This is a genomic window from Arsukibacterium indicum (assembly GCF_019100565.1).
Taxonomy (GTDB): Bacteria; Pseudomonadota; Gammaproteobacteria; order Enterobacterales; family Alteromonadaceae; genus Alishewanella; species Alishewanella indicum.
On sequence record NZ_JAHRID010000002.1, the window covers coordinates 304,699 to 319,838 of the forward strand.

The window sequence follows — 15,140 nt, forward strand, 5'->3', positions numbered from 1 at the left end:
TGTTAATATGTGTCGTTAGTCTTCAAAATAGTCGCTGTCGAACTTGGGTATTTTGACTATTCGGGTCGATACACCCACTTCATGATCGATCATCAACTCTGCCAGTTTGATACCGTCTACCAGCACAATACGCTCTACTGATTTAGCAAACTCAACGGCCTGAGCTGTATAAGCAGAGGTAGTAATAAACACACCTTTAGTAGCGCGCTGCCCCGCTAAGGCACCGTAAAAGCCTTGGTTTTCAGGCCGGCCAACACTGCTTTGCCAGCGTTTGGCTTGCACATAGACCTTTTCCAGGCCTAACTTATCTAGCGAGATAACGCCATCAATACCGCCATCGCCAGAGCCGCCTACCCGCTGCAAATCATTGCGGTTTGCGCCGTAGCCCATCTTATGTAGCAAGTCTAAAACGATGGTTTCGAAATAAGTCGGGCTAACTTTGGCAAGTGTTTCCAGTAAGTCTGCAGCTACGCTTTCACGCATTTCCTTTACTGCTGCACCTAAGCGCTCCTCCGGGCTCGATGTTTCGCTGGTTGTGTCACTTATGCTGGGTTTCGTGACAGTTTCAGTAGTTGATGTGGCTTCTTTTAACCGCACGTCCATATAACCAAAAGCGAGATCGGCAACTAGCCCCTGCGATAATGGACCAACGTTACTGGCAGCAAATATTTTTCCCTCATCAGTTAAACACCAAAAACCTCGTTTGGCTGAACTCGACAACCCAGCCCGCTTTAACCGGTCGTGCGCCCAACCTATACGGTTTTTATATACTTGCTGTGCCTGGCTGGGTAATAGCTCTGCACGCTCTTCATCTGTTAGCTGCATTGCATCAGCTGCAGCCTCATAAACCTCGCGAGCCAAAGCACCATCGGGACGAGTCGCTAAAAAACGAAGTACGGGTTCAATAAATTGATCATATGTTGGTATCGCCATTACTAAGTTCCTTATTATTCCCAAGGTGCCACGTAAATATCGAAGTAGCTTTGAACCTTCGTTGGTGTAATCCCCACACTTTCAAGAAACAGTTGCTGACCTGGCGCAAGTGGTTTGTCGTGTATATAGAACGCTTCGCGTTTATTTTCTGGGAATTTCTTGAAAAATTTTGCTCGTTCTATCAGTAGCCAGCGCAAGAACACTTCCGTGACTTCCAAACTCAAGCCAAAGATAAATAAATCATTCTGAAAAACCGCATTTAACCAAGTATGGCGGCCAGGCCATTTGCTAAATTCAGCTCTATAGAACAATCTGTTACCAGATTTGTGTAACATTGGCCGAGCGCGCTCAACTGACCCCATATAGTGCGATAAGCCTAAACGAATACTGCGTTTGTAATGCTGCATGCCATTGATATGCCAGATGGCAAACTCATTAGAAGTATCACTAATCGGTTTATCGGCGTAGTAATTACTCCACGGGTAAAAGTCGGTAAATTTGAGCGCTGTTAACCGATGCAGTTCAAGGCCTAACGAATCTGATAATGTATTTTCAAAATTAGTCGTTAGGATTGGGCATTGATTGTTCATGGCCCATTGAACAATTATATGATGGTGCTCTTTGGCCTGCCAATGCGCCATCCCTTTACAGAACTCTTCTTGCAGGCTTTTACTTGATTTACCCACTTTTAAGTCGAGTGCGTCATAGAATTCTGTTAACGAAATGCCCTCCAATGCCTCTTTGGTGACAGAACCAATATTATTTCGCCACAGCTGTAGCAGTAGCTGCAGCCAATTGCTCGTTCCATCGGCAGAGTCATAAAGATTGACGCCATTTCCGATAATCAGCGCCGGTTTAACCCCAGGTTTTCGTATAAGTGCTTTGAAATCCATATCCATATTTAAATTTCCGTTTTGACTTCAATCACTGAGCTTTTGCAGGCTATCTATTCGGGCAGCTCATGATTTTGCTTTGGTCTTTTTAGATAACTTCGCCCGCTCTGCCTTTATCCGCGCCAGCAACGCCTCGGCGCTATTCTCGCCACTAATCAGCTCGGGGTTAGCCGAACGCCAATCGGCGGTCAGTTCTCCGCGAAAGGCTTTGGCGAGGATAGATTGGGTAAGATTATTTACCCGGCTAAGCGCGGCATGGGCGGCTTGTTCAATGCGATCGGCGAAAGCAAATAGCTCTGCTACCCGGCGGACACAAAATCGTCTGGAACGATTTTGGACTGCTGCAAGCAGGGCCGAAGGCCGAGTATCAGGGATGATACGAGCAATTTCGGTTTGTGGTGTGCCAGCAACAATACGCTGGCAATAGTACGCCATCATCCTGCTTTGGCCTTTTTGGTTGGCTTAACCTTATCCCGCTCTGCCTTTATCCGCGCCAACAATGCCTCGGCGCTATTCTCGCCGCTTATAAGATCGGGGTTAGCGGCGCGCCAATCGGCAGTGAGTTCACCGCGAAAGGCTTTGGCGAGGATGGATTGAGTCAGGTTGTTTACCCGGCTAAGCGCCGCCTGAGCGGCGTGCTCAATGCGGTTGGCAAAGGCAAAAAGCTCTTCTACCCGGCGGACGATTTCGGATTGCTCTTCTTCACACTCGGGGATTAGTATTTCAATTGCTTTAACAATTCCAGTATTAAGATTGGGTTGCGCTGCTCCTTGATTAACGGACCGCAGTATTTCCGTCATCGAAAGCAAAGAATAGTAGATATAACTCTTTAATGGCTCTTCAACGTTTAATATGGCTACTACCCCGTCGTTAATACAGCCATTAATTTTAGAAATCTTAGGCACACCGAGTGTCGCGCCACTGTTTGTAAGTAACAGAGTTCCTTCGTAGATCATCCTACTTTTCGTACTTCCAAGCTCAGTTAAGTAATCCCCTGTAGAAACCAGATATTTAAATTTATCTTTCGTCAATTCTTTTACTGTTATCCAAGGAATGTCCCCACCAAAAAAATCTGGATGACCAGATGGACGCGGAGACCCACCTCGAACAACATTAGCTACATCGCCTATTTTTTTTACTATTCCCAACCGAATGTTTCGAGAAGCACGCCACTCCTCCGTTAACTTACCACTTACCGCGGCGGCGAGGACGGATTGACGGAAGCGTTTTAGGATCTCGGGAATGCGCTCGAGGCGGGTTTTGGTGTTGTCGACCTGGGCTAGCAGGGTGTCGAGTTTTTCGGCGATAACTTTTTGTTCGGCTAGTGGGGGAAGCACCAACGGCGCTTGTGAGAATTTTGATTTGTTTATTATAGTAACAGTCGTCGCAGACGACTCTGATACCATCCATTCCTTCAGCGTTCGCATTTGGTAATAAATGAACTTAACATCCACATTACTAAATGGAAGCACGCTATTGATTTGTTGGTTTGTTGCAGAACGTTCTGTAGTAATAGCACAACGTCCTAAATTACCAATACACGTGACAACAATTGAGCCTTTGGGGATAGTAGGTACTGTAGCCGCACCAAGCTCGGTTAAGTGCTCATCAGTGAATTCGATATTTCCCTGATCGTTAACGTCACCCGGTTTTATAAACGGTATAGCTCCACCAAAATATTCTGAGTTTTTCTTGCTTGGGGTCTTACCTGTGACAACTTCCCCAATCATCTCCAAATTTGTTGTTAGCCATTCAGAAGGTAGACGAATTTCACTCATCACACCGCCCCTTCCAGCGCTTTAAGCAACCCATCCAGCTCACTAAGCGCGGCTTCCAGCTCGTCTTTCGCCTCACGCGCTAAAACCTCTGGCTCGGGCAGATTGGCGGCATCGACGCTGTCTTTATCTTTTAGCCAGCTAATATCCAGCGAGTCAGCCTTATGCTCGCGGATCCAGTCGCGGCTGAATTTGCGCCAACGGCTGTGGGCTAATTTGCTGTCTACGCCTTCGTTTTCATCACTTACTGAAACTTCAACTCGCTCGGCGTCAAAACTATACTCGCCCTCTTCACGTGGGCTTTGGCCATTTGGGTCTTCGCCAAACACTTGCTCAAACGGCGTTAAATGCGCCTCGCCAAAGGGGGTGCGTTTACCAAAACTGGGCATATTGGTGCGCAGGTCGTATACCCACACATTTTCAGTACAGTTCTCTTGCTGGTGTTTGTCTTTGCTACTGCCTTTAGTAAAAAACAGCACGTTGGTTTTAACACCCTGGGCATAGAAGATGCCGGTGGGCAGGCGCAAGATGGTGTGCAGGTTGCATTTGTGCATTAAATCGCGCCGTACCTCGGTGCCGACACCGGCTTCAAATAATACGTTATCGGGCAGTACCACAGCGGCGCGGCCGCCGGGTTTTAGGTTACGGTAAATATGCTGCAAAAACGCCAGCTGCTTATTGCTGGTTTTATAGGTTAAATCGTCACGGGTATTGCTGGCCTCACCGCCTTTACTGGTGCCAAACGGCGGGTTAGCTAAAATAATATCGGCTCGGGCTAAGCCCTTACCGCTATCACCCAGCGCATTGCCTAAATGCACTACGCCCTCAGCGTCGCCTTCCATACCATGCAATAAGCAGTTCATTAGCGCTAAACGGCGGGTGCCGGGCACCAGTTCAATACCAACAAAGGCGTTATTGCGCTGAAAGCTTTGCTCAGTCGCGGTTAAATCATACAAGTCATCGGTATGCTGCTTAATGTACGCATCGGCGGCAATTAAAAAGCCTGCCGTACCCGCGGCAGGGTCTTGTACTACCTCGCCTGCTTTTGGCTTAATGCAGCGCACCATGCTGTTAATTAAGGCACGTGGCGTAAAGTACTGGCCAGCGCCCGATTTAGTCTCACCGGCGTTTTTCTCCAGCAAGCCTTCGTACAAATCGCCCAGGCCGTCTTTAGCGGCGCTAAACCAGTCGATTTGATCCAACGTTTTTATCATCTGCTCTAAATGGCGTGGCTCGCGCAGGCGGGTTTGTGCATCGGCGTATATGGCGCTGATTAGTGGGTCTTCATGTACCTGGTTGCCCAGTGCATCTTTACCGGTAGACAGGCTTAATAAAATGCGTTTGTAATCGTTTAGCAGGTTTATACCCGACTTGCCGTTTAAATCGGTCCAGCGGCAGCCTTGTGGCAGTGGGTGCTTTTTTAAGGTGCCGGCTTCGGTGTTTTCATGCACCATTTTAATAAACAGCAGCAGTACTAACTCGGTAACGTAATCGCTGTAGTTAATGCCGTCGTCGCGCAGCACGTCACACAGGTTCCAGAGTTTTTGTACAATGTCGTTGTTGGTCATGTTTTGCTCTATGTAAGTAAAATGGGCTTAACCATGGGCTTTTAATAAGGCGCACAATGGCTGATTAATATAATAATTGCCGCGACCGATTTTCTGCTTCTCTAAAAAGCCATGTTCAACCAACAGCTCTAAGTATTTGGTCGCAGTGATGCGGCTGACCCCTAACTCATCGACCAAAAACTCAATTTTGGTATAGGGGTGATGAAACAAGTTATTCAGTAGCTCCTGCCGGTAAATTTTCGGCAGTTGCTCACGCAAGCGGTGTTTTACGCCTTGCATTAAGGCTTTCATATTGGTGATTAGGGTTATGGTATCTTGTGCCGTGGTGACAATGCCATCAAGCATATACAGCAGCCAGGGTTCCCAGTTGCCTGTTTCGCGTACCTGCTGCAGCTGTGTGTAGTAATCTGCCTTGTGCATAATAATAAAGCGGCTTAAATACAACACCGGCAGGTTAAGCAGCCCTTTAGCCACCAGATACAAAATATTGATAATGCGGCCGGTGCGGCCATTACCATCATAAAACGGATGGATGCTTTCAAATTGGTGATGGATGATGGCCATTTTTACCAGTGGATCGGCATCGCACAGGCTGTCGTCATTAATATACTGCACCAGGTTATCCATTAAGGCTGCTATGTCGTCAGCATGCTGTGGCGGCGTATAGACCACCTCGCCGGTGCGTGCGTTTTTAAGTGATGTGCCCGGCAAGCGGCGCAAGCCAGCTTGATTGTGCTCAAGCTGTTGCTGCACCGCCAAAATATCATCCAGCCGAATCAGTCCTGTGCGCCTGACAATGGCAAAGGCTTGTTTTAGCGCAAAAGCGTAATCTTGCACCTCTTTAGTGGCCGGATTGGTTAAGGACTCCTCAAACACATTGGCTTTGTAAAGTTCGTCGTGGGTGGTAACGATATTCTCCACTTCCGAGCTATCTTTCGCCTCTTGCAGTGCCAGGGTGTTGATTAAAATGGCTTCATTTGGAATGCTGGCAGCCACACCTTTTAACTCTGCCAGATAGCGATGTGCTTCGGCCGCTTTTTTAAGCACCTGTCGGGTTTCCCACTGGGCTATTTCTGCGAGTGGCAGTAGAGGCAGAGTATTATGCATAGAAAAAAACTTTTTTAAGTAATGACTGGCTCAATATATATAAAAAAATAGAAAATTTATACATGTAACGACTCATATGTATAATAAGTGAAGAAATATATAGATGAGCATGCGACTTCCATGCTTCTATGCACTTTGTGTTGTCCAAATCGCATCACTTAACTCTGCCAGCACCGCGTCTAACTGATCATCCAGCACGGCATTAAGCCGCTTAGCACCACCATCGTTGGCAAAGCTGTTATTTACAAAATCGCGGTCAACCACCACTTCATGCACCAGCTGTTTGGCTAAGCGCTCTAACCACTTGCGCTGGTTGGGGTTAAAGTTGTGTTGCTGAAATAAACGCTGCATGGCCTGTGCTACACGCTGCTCAAACGGCAACAGTGGTTCACCCAGCGCAGCACGGCGTATATGGCCAATAATGCTGGCTGCGATGTCCTGATTGGTTTGGTTACGCACCGCGCTTTGCAGTTTGGCTTCAGAATAGCCTGCACCATCGAGTAATAACTTCACTTCTTTAAGCTGCTCGCGGGTAAGATCACGTGGTTTATTCACCACCACCGCCAGCGCTGCCGATTGGTTAAGCTGGGCTTTAATAAACTGGTTAAAGCTTTCTAAATAGTCTTCTGGCTTTTGGTATTTGCCATAGCTTTGCTCACGCACTAACAGCTCGTCATGGTGATCCGACAATACCGGTTGATACACTGAGCCGACCAGGCTGTTTACTTCATTAAGCTGGTTTAGCAGCCCGCTGTGTTGCTGAATAAACTGCGCAGCCTGAGTGGGCCCCAGTTGGCGTAAATGCGTGTGCAGGCTTTTGGGCTCGACACCCCACAAGTCTTGTAGTTCGGTAAGCTTTTGCTGCAGTGCCGGTTTGCTATCGGCCTTATTTTCGGCTTTGCGCAGCACGCGCATCACTTTTTGGCTTAGCTGGCTTAGCACCACATCAGCATGGCTTTCGCCTTGTTGTTCGCCAGGGCTGGCCAACGCCTGTTGCAGCTTGTCGGGTGTAGTAAGCTCGCCAACCAACTGCTCCAACGTGATGTTGGGGTCTTTCACTAACGGCTTCATGGTGTTCACGTCTTGCAGCGCGGCGTAAATATCCACCGGATCGTAAATACGAAACACGGTTTTACCAATGTCGTCACAACGGCGGGTGGCGCGGCCAATCATTTGCTCGTATAAAATGCGTGATTTAACCCGGCGCATAAACACCAGGTTACAAATTTTGGGCACATCAATACCGGTAGTGAGTAAGTCTACCGTAATGGCAATATTGGGGTAACGCTCATTTTTATACTGGCGGATAAGCTGTTCAACTTTATCACTCTGGCCGGTAATTTTGGCCACCGCAGCCTGGTTATAGTCGCCGTTGTACATGGCTTTAAAGGCGTCATCTAACAGCCGTTTTACCATATCAGCGTGTAGGTCGGTAGCGCAGAAGATCATGGTCTTTTCGTCACCAAAGGGGTCAAGCTCTTTGGCTAACTGCTGGCAAATAACCCGGTTAAAGTTCTCGTTAATCACCCGGCGGTTAAAGGCTTCTACATCAAAGTTCAGCTCATCTTCCAGATCTGAGGCTTCAATTTCGCCGGTTTGGGTATTAATAGCACTGACCTTGGCGCCCTTTTCAAACTTAATGCCGTTTTGGCTAAGCAGGGTTTCAAACCGGATGGGCGGCTCATGATCTATCAGCCAGTCATCAGCCACGGCTTCACGGTACGAATAGGTGTATACCGGTTTACCAAAAATTTCGCTGGTATGCTTGGCCGGTGTCGCCGTTAGTGCCACTTTAAAGGCATCGAAATAATCCAGCACCCGCCGATAACTTGATAAATATTGGCTGGCATCACGAGTGGCCAGCTCGCCTTCGGTCATCTCCTGATCCAGGGTATAACCGCGGTGCGCTTCATCAACGATAATGCAGTCGAACTGATCCAGCGCTGGCGGGTTATCGCTCATAAAGATACGCTTTACCATCGCCTGCACGGTAGCCACCTGAATGCGGGTTTCAGCTTCGGCTGCCATATCGCCCAGCTCAGCGATATTGTATATCTTAGAGAGGGTATGGTTTTGCTCTAGCGGTGCTTCGTTAAACGCATCAAGTGCTTGCTGGCCCAAGGCGGTGCGGTCAACCAAAAACAAAATGCGCTTAAAACGCTCGGCTTTTAAAAAGCGATACATTAAACCGATGATGGTGCGTGTTTTACCGGTGCCGGTCGCCATAGCTAACAAAGCAGTACGGTGGTTTTCAGCCAACGTTTTTTCTACTGCTTCGATGGCTTTTTGCTGGTAAGGCCGAACTTTTAAATAGCCAAAAGGTTCTTGCTTAAGTTTTTTCTCTGCCTCTTCTTTGCTGCGTTTTAATAGATCAAGTAGACCATCTGGCGTGTGAAAACTCTGCAGAGCACGCTTTAAATTGCTCGGCTCGCGGACATCACGAAACCAGGTCCCCGATTGTTCAGCCAGTTGTGGCACATATGGCCGACCATTACAGGAATAGACAAAGGGCACCTTGTAATGGCCATCGTGGTTATCTGGCCAGGCGACGGTTAAACCGGCCAGCTCCCAAGCCGCCGTTAGTGGCGATACTAGATTAAAACCACGGCTATAACGCTCAGCCTGATCAATCTTACCAGCTACATTAACGTTTTCTTTTTTCGCTTCCACTACCGCAATAGGCGTTAATCCGCAGAACAGCGCGTAATCGGCCCGGCCGCCCTTACCGTTTAATTTGGTGGGCCATTCGCTAATCGCTTTATTTTTACCTTTCTCCGGCCGACAGCCTTTTTGGTAGGTCAGCTCCTGCGTATCTACTTCCCAGCCAGCGTCTTTTAGCTGCTGATCGATCAAAATGCGGGTCAGTTCTTCATTCAGGCTAATATACTGGCTGGCGGCCTGCGTTTTTTGCTTAGCGCTACTTTGTTGCTTGGCCACCTCGTCACTGGCTTGGGTGGCAATTTGCTGCTGCAACTGCTGGATCTTCGCTTCATAGTCTTGCTGCTGTTGCTTTAATGCCGCTTCATGCAACGCCGCTTGCTGCGCCAACTGTTTGGCTTCTTCATCCATCGCCAACGCTAAGGCTTCATACTCCGCCTTTTCTTTCGCAACCAGCTCATGTAGTTGCTGGCTGCTATCGAGCTGCACATTGGCCTGGTTTAAATCGGCTTTTAGCTTTTCTATATCCTGCTGCAGTTGACGCAGCTGGCTGCTTGGGTCTGCCGGTGCAATAAAAGGCCCGGCTTTAAATTGGGTACCGGCCTTACCAAAGGCCTGATGAAACCACACCGCTAACGCCCGGGCGACTTTTAAGCCGTCTAAGGCCTCTTTGTGTTGGGTTTTAAACTGGTGGGTAGCTTTATTGCCTTCAATACGCAATATATGAAACAGCTCGCGCACACTGGGGTCAAACCCCAGCTCGCGATTAAGCTTGTAAAGTAAGTCTGCTTGTGTGGTTTGCTCGTCAAAAGCAACGCCGGAGCGCGCAGCCACTTCCTGCGCTATCGCTTCAGCAAACTGGCGCAGTTTAATTAAAGTGGTATTAGGGTCTGCGCTAAAGGCACGCTCAGCACTTTGCGCCAGCTGCAAAAAAAGCGGTTCGTATTCACTTAAAAAAGTAAAGTTAGACTGGTTTGCGCTTAAAACCTGCTGCGTCATAATCCCTCGTCGCAAGCTGATGATTTATCTTCAGATATGAAGATAAGTTTGTACCACTAATAGTTACGCATAGCAAGACTATCCCTATCTTTAACATTGGTTAAAGATAAATTATCGCAATCGGTCAAACTCCGGTTCGTTAAAGTAACCATAATCACTCAGCATGACACACGGCTATTCATTGGCATCCTTGCCAGCTTGTCCCTGTTACATCCTGTTGGCCGCATCCTGCAGCCTTGTCCATTCACTATGTCACTAACAGCGACATGTCATCCCTTGCTGCACATCTTAGGCAGTTTCCAAATTCACGCCATACTGTGCAGATACTCAGTGTATGTTTTTCAAGCAGGTTATTGTTGCTAAATTAAATTGTCATTCCTTTAATCGGGATAATGGCTTAGATTAATTATGCAGTAAGCGAGTTAATATGAACGATTTAAGGACAGGTACTACTAGAATGGAAACACCGAATACCGGCTGGCCGATACGCTGGGAACTATTAATGCGCTACCGGCTGATTGAAATAGTTGCGCTTTGGGAAGGCCGTTTAACCACTAATCATTTATGTAACAGCTTTGGCATTGCCCGCCAGCAGGCCTCCAAAGACATTAATGGCTATTTACGTGATGTTGCACCAGGCAATCTTATTTATGATGGCAGTTTACGAGGCTATAAACCCTCGGATACTTTTAAACCCAAGGTCACCAGCGGCCTGGCCGATGAGTACCTGCATGCACTGGCAAGTACCAAAGATTTCGCTCACACCTTTAGCCAATTAGATTTAGGCTTTGCCCACACTGAAATGCTGACATCACCACTTCGGCAGGTTAACCCGGACATTTTACGCGCGCTGGTACAAGCGGCGCGCGATGGCAAAAAGATCGATATGGGGTATGTGTCGCTTACATCCCCGGATGAAGAAAGCCGGATTATTGCGCCGCACACCCTGGTTTGTACCCCACTTCGCTGGCATGTACGGGCTTACTGTGAAAAGAACCGCGAGTATCGCGATTTTGTGCTTAGTCGGTTTCGCGGCATAAATGACATCGAAGGCGATGCCGATATGACTAAAGCGCAGGATGATCGCTGGAACAGCAAAATTGATATCGTACTCGTGCCGGACTCTCGATTAAGTGACTACCAAAAGGCAATTATTGCCGAAGATTACAATATGACCGATGGTAGGCGGGTTATTTCAGTGCGATCTGCTCTGGTGCCTTATGCGGTTCAGGCGCTAAACCTGGACTTGGCAAAAATTGAAGCGCGCCCGGAGGCGCAGCAGATTATGGTGGCGAACTTAGATGAAGTGAAGCGGCATGCGTTTTGATTAATATGTGTAATCAAAAGATACAGGTTAAATTTCCTCCGGCCGGTTAATGCTTTTCAAAAGCCGGCCGACAACCTAAGCTCAGGCAATGCAAAAAGGAGCCATCGCCATGAGCCAACACACAACGCCAAACGTGACTGAACAGCAAACCAATGAACTTCGTTACCTGCACAAGGTGATGCAGGCTATTCAGATTTTAGGCGAGCAGCCAAGCCTTAATGTAGTGGCTTACGGTAAAATATGGCGCTACGCCGATTTGCTTAAAACCGCAGTACGTTATGCTGAGCTGGCTGAGTTACATGGCTTTGATACCAGTGCGTTTAAACACTGGTTTAAAAAAGATATGGTGATATTTGCGCAATACGGTGTCGACTTGCAGGTTAGCTAACACCTCATCTAGACGCTTAAATGAAAAGAGCCCACGCTTTTGGCAGGGAGTCGGGATGATTCCGGGCTTCCTGCCCTCCACCCCTGCGGGCCGCACTAAAGTGCGTTCCAATTTGCTGAGGCTTTCCTGCCTCAGTCCTTCGGACCAGCACAAGCGCTGTCCAAAATTGCTCCTGACAATTTTGTGCTCCCGGAGAATTGGTCGAACCGAAGGGTTCTCATCAAGTCCTCGATCTCTGCCGAGTTAAATGAAAAAGGCCCATGCTTAAGCGACAGCACCGAGGGATTACCAGAACCATCCATGGTTCTGGCCCTTCGGGCCGCACTAAAGTGCGTTCCAATTCTCTCCCAGAGAATTGGTCGAACCGAAGGGTTCTCATCAAGACCTCGATCTCTGCCGCGTTAAAACAAAAGGCCCACGCTTTTGGCGTGGGCCTTTTGTTTTAATATGGCGGAGAGAGAGGGATTCGAACCCTCGTTAGGGGTTAACCTAAACACACTTTCCAGGCGTGCGCCTTCAGCCACTCAGCCATCTCTCCGGAACTTGCGTTGCAAGCGCGGCTATACTAGGGAAATTCCCTGCGCGCTGCAACTGTTATATCTATAACTGGATTTTTATGGCTGCTTTTTAAGCAGCCGGCACTTAGTTTGCATACGTTCTTTGTTTAGGCGTTGCCTTTTACCTGCATTTTTAAATCGCGGGCGAAATTCAGCATCCGGTTCAGCGGCACTAAGGCTTTTTCGCGCAGTGCGCTATCGACAAAGATCTCATGGCCGGTGGTATCAGTTAAAGCCGCCTCAATCGCTTTTAAGCCGTTCATGGCCATCCAGGGGCAGTGAGCGCAGCTGCGACAGGTAGCGCCGTTACCGCCGGTTGGCGCTTCAATAAAGGTACGATCCGGCATCTGTTGCTGCATTTTATAAAAAATGCCTTTGTCGGTCGCCACAATAAAGGTGCTGTTGGGCAGGGTTTGGCTGGCTTTAATCAGCTGACTGGTTGAGCCTACGGCGTCGGCCAGCTGTACCACGCTATCCGGTGATTCCGGGTGCACCAGTACTGCCGCTTCCGGGTACTGCTTTTTCAGCTCGACCAGGGCATTGGCTTTGAACTCGTCGTGAACAATACAGGCGGCATCCCACAGCAACATATCGGCGCCGGTTTGCTTTTGCACATAAGCGCCAAGGTGCTTGTCGGGTCCCCAGATAATTTTTTTACCCTGGCTATCTAAGTAATCGACGACATCCAGCGCAATAGATGAGGTTACCACCCAGTCAGCGCGGGCTTTAACTGCAGCAGAGGTGTTGGCATACACCACCACCACGCGGTCGGGGTGGGCATCACAAAATGCCGAGAACGGCTCGGCCGGGCAGCCTAAATCCAGCGAACAGGTCGCCTCAAGCGTTGGCATTAGTACGGTTTTATTCGGGGTCAGAATTTTTGCGGTTTCGCCCATAAACTTAACGCCGGCGACAATTAAGGTTTCTGCCGGGTGTTCATTACCAAAACGGGCCATTTCCAGTGAGTCAGACACACAGCCACCGGTTTCCTCGGCCAGCGCCTGAATTTCCGGATCAGTATAGTAATGGGCAACCAGTACCGCATTTTTTTGCTGTAGTAACGCTTTAATCCGGCTTTTATAGGCCAGCTTTTCGTCTGCAGACAACGGCACAGGTTTTCTCGGAAACCGGAAATCCTGCTCACTAAAATACAGCGACTGCGTCATAATACCTGCCAGGTTTGATAAAAATGGCGCGTATTATACAACGGTCGGTAGGGTATGAACAGTATTTAACAGGCTGGTGTTTGGTGGGTCATGATGGATTCGAACCATCGACCAACGGATTAAAAGTCCGCTGCTCTACCAGCTGAGCTAATGACCCACTTCGGTGTACTTGTTTGCGCGGTTTGGTGGGTCATGATGGATTCGAACCATCGACCAACGGATTAAAAGTCCGCTGCTCTACCAGCTGAGCTAATGACCCTAACCGCGGACGCATATCTTACTGATTTACGGCGCTAGTGCAACCGAAAAATGTTAAAAAGGCCACCTTGGCGGCCTGACTGCACAAAAAGCCAGCGATATGAAACAACAAAGCCAACCTGTTGGTTGGCCTGAAAGCTTACTTAAGGGCGTCTATCCGCTCTTGCGCTAACCGGGCAGACGTTGCCGAGGCATGTTCTGAGGTTAGCTGCCGGTAATATCGCAGCGCGGTTTCTTTATTATTTTCCCGCTCAGCAACCTGTCCCAGCTTTAACAAGGCATCTGGTACCTTGTTGGAATCTTTGAAATTTGCCACAACCCGCTCAAAGTGCGTTTTTGCTTTGGCCAGTTCATTGGTATTGTACAATAGCTGCCCCAGCCAGTAATGCGCATTTGGCGCGTAACCAGAGTCAGGATAATTTTGTAAAAAGGCTTCAAATTCTGGGATCGCCGCATCATAGCGTCGATCTTTCAGCACCATATTAACGGCTTTATCGTAAGCCTCGTTTTCTGACACATTTGAAGAATATGAAACAGTTGGCACGGTATTATCATTAGCGGAAACCACCGGTTGAACAGGTGTATTGTTTTGCAATGCCCCTACCCTGCGATCAATTTCCTGATATAAATCACGTTGCCTTTGCAGCATTTCGTCCAGTTGATAGGTGTGGGTTTCAGTCACCCCCCGTAACTGGCTGACTTCTTCAAGCAACACATTTAACTGCTGTTGCATCCGGATTTGACCCTGGGCCCGGGCTTCTACCACCCGCTCCAATGTTGCCAGACGTTGCTCCAGCGTTCCTGAACCAGGATTGGCCAGCTGCTGGTTTGGCGTGTTATTTCTGCCCAGCTCAGTAACCGGTGCCGGGTTAGCCCAGGCACCGGTACTTACTAAGGACAGAGCAACCCACAGTGTTTTACTTACTGTCATGATCACCCGTTTTCGTAATTATTTTATTAGTATACTAATACCGCACGACGGTTTTTAGCAAAACCGGTTTCAGTACGTGATCTGTCAACTGGCTTCTCTTCACCGTAACTTACGGTAGACAGCTGGCCACCAGACACACCCAGGTTTTGTAAATATGATACAACAGCCTGAGCACGACGTTCACCTAAGGCGATGTTGTACTCTGGCGTGCCACGCTCATCTGAGTGGCCTTCGATGGTAACACGAACGCTTGGGTTAGCACGTAAAAAGGTGCCATGCGCTTCTAATACTTCAACGAACTCAGGACGAATTGTTGAGCGGTCAAAGTCGAAATAGATGGTATTTTCCTGACGCAGTGCTTCCAGTTTCTGGCGCATTTGCTCAGCAGGGCTGATTACCGGTTCTGCAGTTTCAACCTGCACTGTCTCAGTGACCTGCTGGGCTCTTGATGCGTTAGCATCGTCAGCAGAAGTTGATGACGTTGAGCTACAGGCGGCTAAAGTCATCACAGGTACTGCGACTAATATAGCCTTTAACACTTTGTTTAAGTTCATTTTGTTGTCCTTAGTAAGTTAACCAC

The 15,140-nt window shown here is 48.4% G+C and carries 12 protein-coding genes and 3 tRNA genes; 2 read left to right on the forward strand and 13 right to left on the reverse strand.

Annotated elements, in window-relative coordinates:
- Positions 1-15 precede the first annotated feature (15 nt).
- From KQY15_RS05945 to hsdR, 7 genes are all read right to left on the reverse strand, one after another.
- On the reverse strand, positions 16-933 hold the full coding sequence (locus KQY15_RS05945; RefSeq protein ID WP_217668192.1) for a restriction endonuclease: 918 nt from the start codon (positions 931-933) through the stop codon (positions 16-18).
- Between the two features lie 14 nt (positions 934-947).
- Positions 948-1,832 carry an SIR2 family protein gene (locus KQY15_RS05950; RefSeq protein WP_217668194.1) on the reverse strand — a complete coding sequence of 295 codons (885 nt, stop codon included), beginning with the start codon at positions 1,830-1,832 and terminating at the stop codon, positions 948-950.
- Positions 1,833-1,892: 60 nt separating this feature from the next.
- Positions 1,893-2,264: a hypothetical protein gene (locus KQY15_RS05955; protein ID WP_217668196.1), complete on the reverse strand. Its 372-nt coding sequence runs from the start codon at positions 2,262-2,264 to the stop codon at positions 1,893-1,895.
- Entirely contained in the window at positions 2,261-3,604 is a 1,344-nt protein-coding gene (locus tag KQY15_RS05960) for a restriction endonuclease subunit S (protein ID WP_217668198.1), read from the reverse strand. The genes KQY15_RS05955 and KQY15_RS05960 overlap by 4 nt, the downstream gene beginning before the upstream one ends.
- Complete coding sequence (locus KQY15_RS05965) at positions 3,604-5,169, reverse strand: class I SAM-dependent DNA methyltransferase (RefSeq protein WP_217668200.1); 1,566 nt, start codon at positions 5,167-5,169, stop codon at positions 3,604-3,606. The genes KQY15_RS05960 and KQY15_RS05965 overlap by 1 nt, the downstream gene beginning before the upstream one ends.
- Before the next feature lie 27 nt (positions 5,170-5,196).
- Complete coding sequence (locus tag KQY15_RS05970) at positions 5,197-6,276, reverse strand: Fic family protein (RefSeq protein WP_217668202.1); 1,080 nt, start codon at positions 6,274-6,276, stop codon at positions 5,197-5,199.
- Between the two features lie 126 nt (positions 6,277-6,402).
- On the reverse strand, positions 6,403-9,933 hold the full coding sequence (gene hsdR, locus KQY15_RS05975) for a type I restriction-modification system endonuclease (RefSeq protein ID WP_217668204.1): 3,531 nt from the start codon (positions 9,931-9,933) through the stop codon (positions 6,403-6,405).
- 457 nt (positions 9,934-10,390) lie between these two features.
- On the opposite strand from hsdR, the gene KQY15_RS05980 reads away from it, so the two are divergent.
- Positions 10,391-11,260, forward strand: a complete 870-nt coding sequence (locus KQY15_RS05980) for a BrxR family helix-turn-helix transcriptional regulator (protein ID WP_217668206.1) — start codon at positions 10,391-10,393, stop codon at positions 11,258-11,260.
- 109 nt (positions 11,261-11,369) lie between these two features.
- Positions 11,370-11,648, forward strand: coding sequence for a hypothetical protein (locus tag KQY15_RS05985; RefSeq protein WP_217668208.1), 279 nt, complete (start codon positions 11,370-11,372; stop codon positions 11,646-11,648).
- A 448-nt stretch (positions 11,649-12,096) separates the two neighbouring features.
- Here KQY15_RS05985 and KQY15_RS05990 read toward each other — a convergent pair.
- From KQY15_RS05990 to pal, 6 genes are all read right to left on the reverse strand, one after another.
- A tRNA-Ser gene (locus tag KQY15_RS05990) sits at positions 12,097-12,186 on the reverse strand.
- 126 nt (positions 12,187-12,312) lie between these two features.
- The gene (nadA, locus tag KQY15_RS05995; RefSeq protein ID WP_217668210.1) at positions 12,313-13,371 is read right to left on the reverse strand and encodes a quinolinate synthase NadA; all 1,059 of its coding nucleotides are present in this window, start codon (positions 13,369-13,371) and stop codon (positions 12,313-12,315) included.
- 81 nt (positions 13,372-13,452) lie between these two features.
- Positions 13,453-13,528: transfer RNA gene (locus tag KQY15_RS06000), tRNA-Lys, on the reverse strand.
- Positions 13,529-13,554: 26 nt separating this feature from the next.
- Positions 13,555-13,630, reverse strand: a tRNA-Lys gene (locus KQY15_RS06005).
- Between the two features lie 138 nt (positions 13,631-13,768).
- Positions 13,769-14,560 carry a tol-pal system protein YbgF gene (gene ybgF, locus KQY15_RS06010; protein WP_217668211.1) on the reverse strand — a complete coding sequence of 264 codons (792 nt, stop codon included), beginning with the start codon at positions 14,558-14,560 and terminating at the stop codon, positions 13,769-13,771.
- Between the two features lie 26 nt (positions 14,561-14,586).
- Positions 14,587-15,114 carry a peptidoglycan-associated lipoprotein Pal gene (gene pal / locus KQY15_RS06015; RefSeq protein ID WP_217668213.1) on the reverse strand — a complete coding sequence of 176 codons (528 nt, stop codon included), beginning with the start codon at positions 15,112-15,114 and terminating at the stop codon, positions 14,587-14,589.
- Positions 15,115-15,140 lie beyond the last annotated feature (26 nt).

Coding starts and splice junctions, on each gene's coding strand:
- hsdR (WP_217668204.1), bottom strand. CDS start 9,933: ATGACGCAGCAGGTTTTAAGCGCAAACCAGTCTAACTTTACTTTTTTA.
- ybgF (WP_217668211.1), bottom strand. CDS start 14,560: ATGACAGTAAGTAAAACACTGTGGGTTGCTCTGTCCTTAGTAAGTACC.
- KQY15_RS05950 (WP_217668194.1), bottom strand. CDS start 1,832: ATGGATATGGATTTCAAAGCACTTATACGAAAACCTGGGGTTAAACCG.
- KQY15_RS05945 (WP_217668192.1), bottom strand. CDS start 933: ATGGCGATACCAACATATGATCAATTTATTGAACCCGTACTTCGTTTT.
- KQY15_RS05955 (WP_217668196.1), bottom strand. CDS start 2,264: ATGATGGCGTACTATTGCCAGCGTATTGTTGCTGGCACACCACAAACC.
- KQY15_RS05970 (WP_217668202.1), bottom strand. CDS start 6,276: ATGCATAATACTCTGCCTCTACTGCCACTCGCAGAAATAGCCCAGTGG.
- pal (WP_217668213.1), bottom strand. CDS start 15,114: ATGAACTTAAACAAAGTGTTAAAGGCTATATTAGTCGCAGTACCTGTG.
- KQY15_RS05960 (WP_217668198.1), bottom strand. CDS start 3,604: ATGAGTGAAATTCGTCTACCTTCTGAATGGCTAACAACAAATTTGGAG.
- KQY15_RS05965 (WP_217668200.1), bottom strand. CDS start 5,169: ATGACCAACAACGACATTGTACAAAAACTCTGGAACCTGTGTGACGTG.
- nadA (WP_217668210.1), bottom strand. CDS start 13,371: ATGACGCAGTCGCTGTATTTTAGTGAGCAGGATTTCCGGTTTCCGAGA.
- KQY15_RS05985 (WP_217668208.1), top strand. CDS start 11,370: ATGAGCCAACACACAACGCCAAACGTGACTGAACAGCAAACCAATGAA.
- KQY15_RS05980 (WP_217668206.1), top strand. CDS start 10,391: ATGGAAACACCGAATACCGGCTGGCCGATACGCTGGGAACTATTAATG.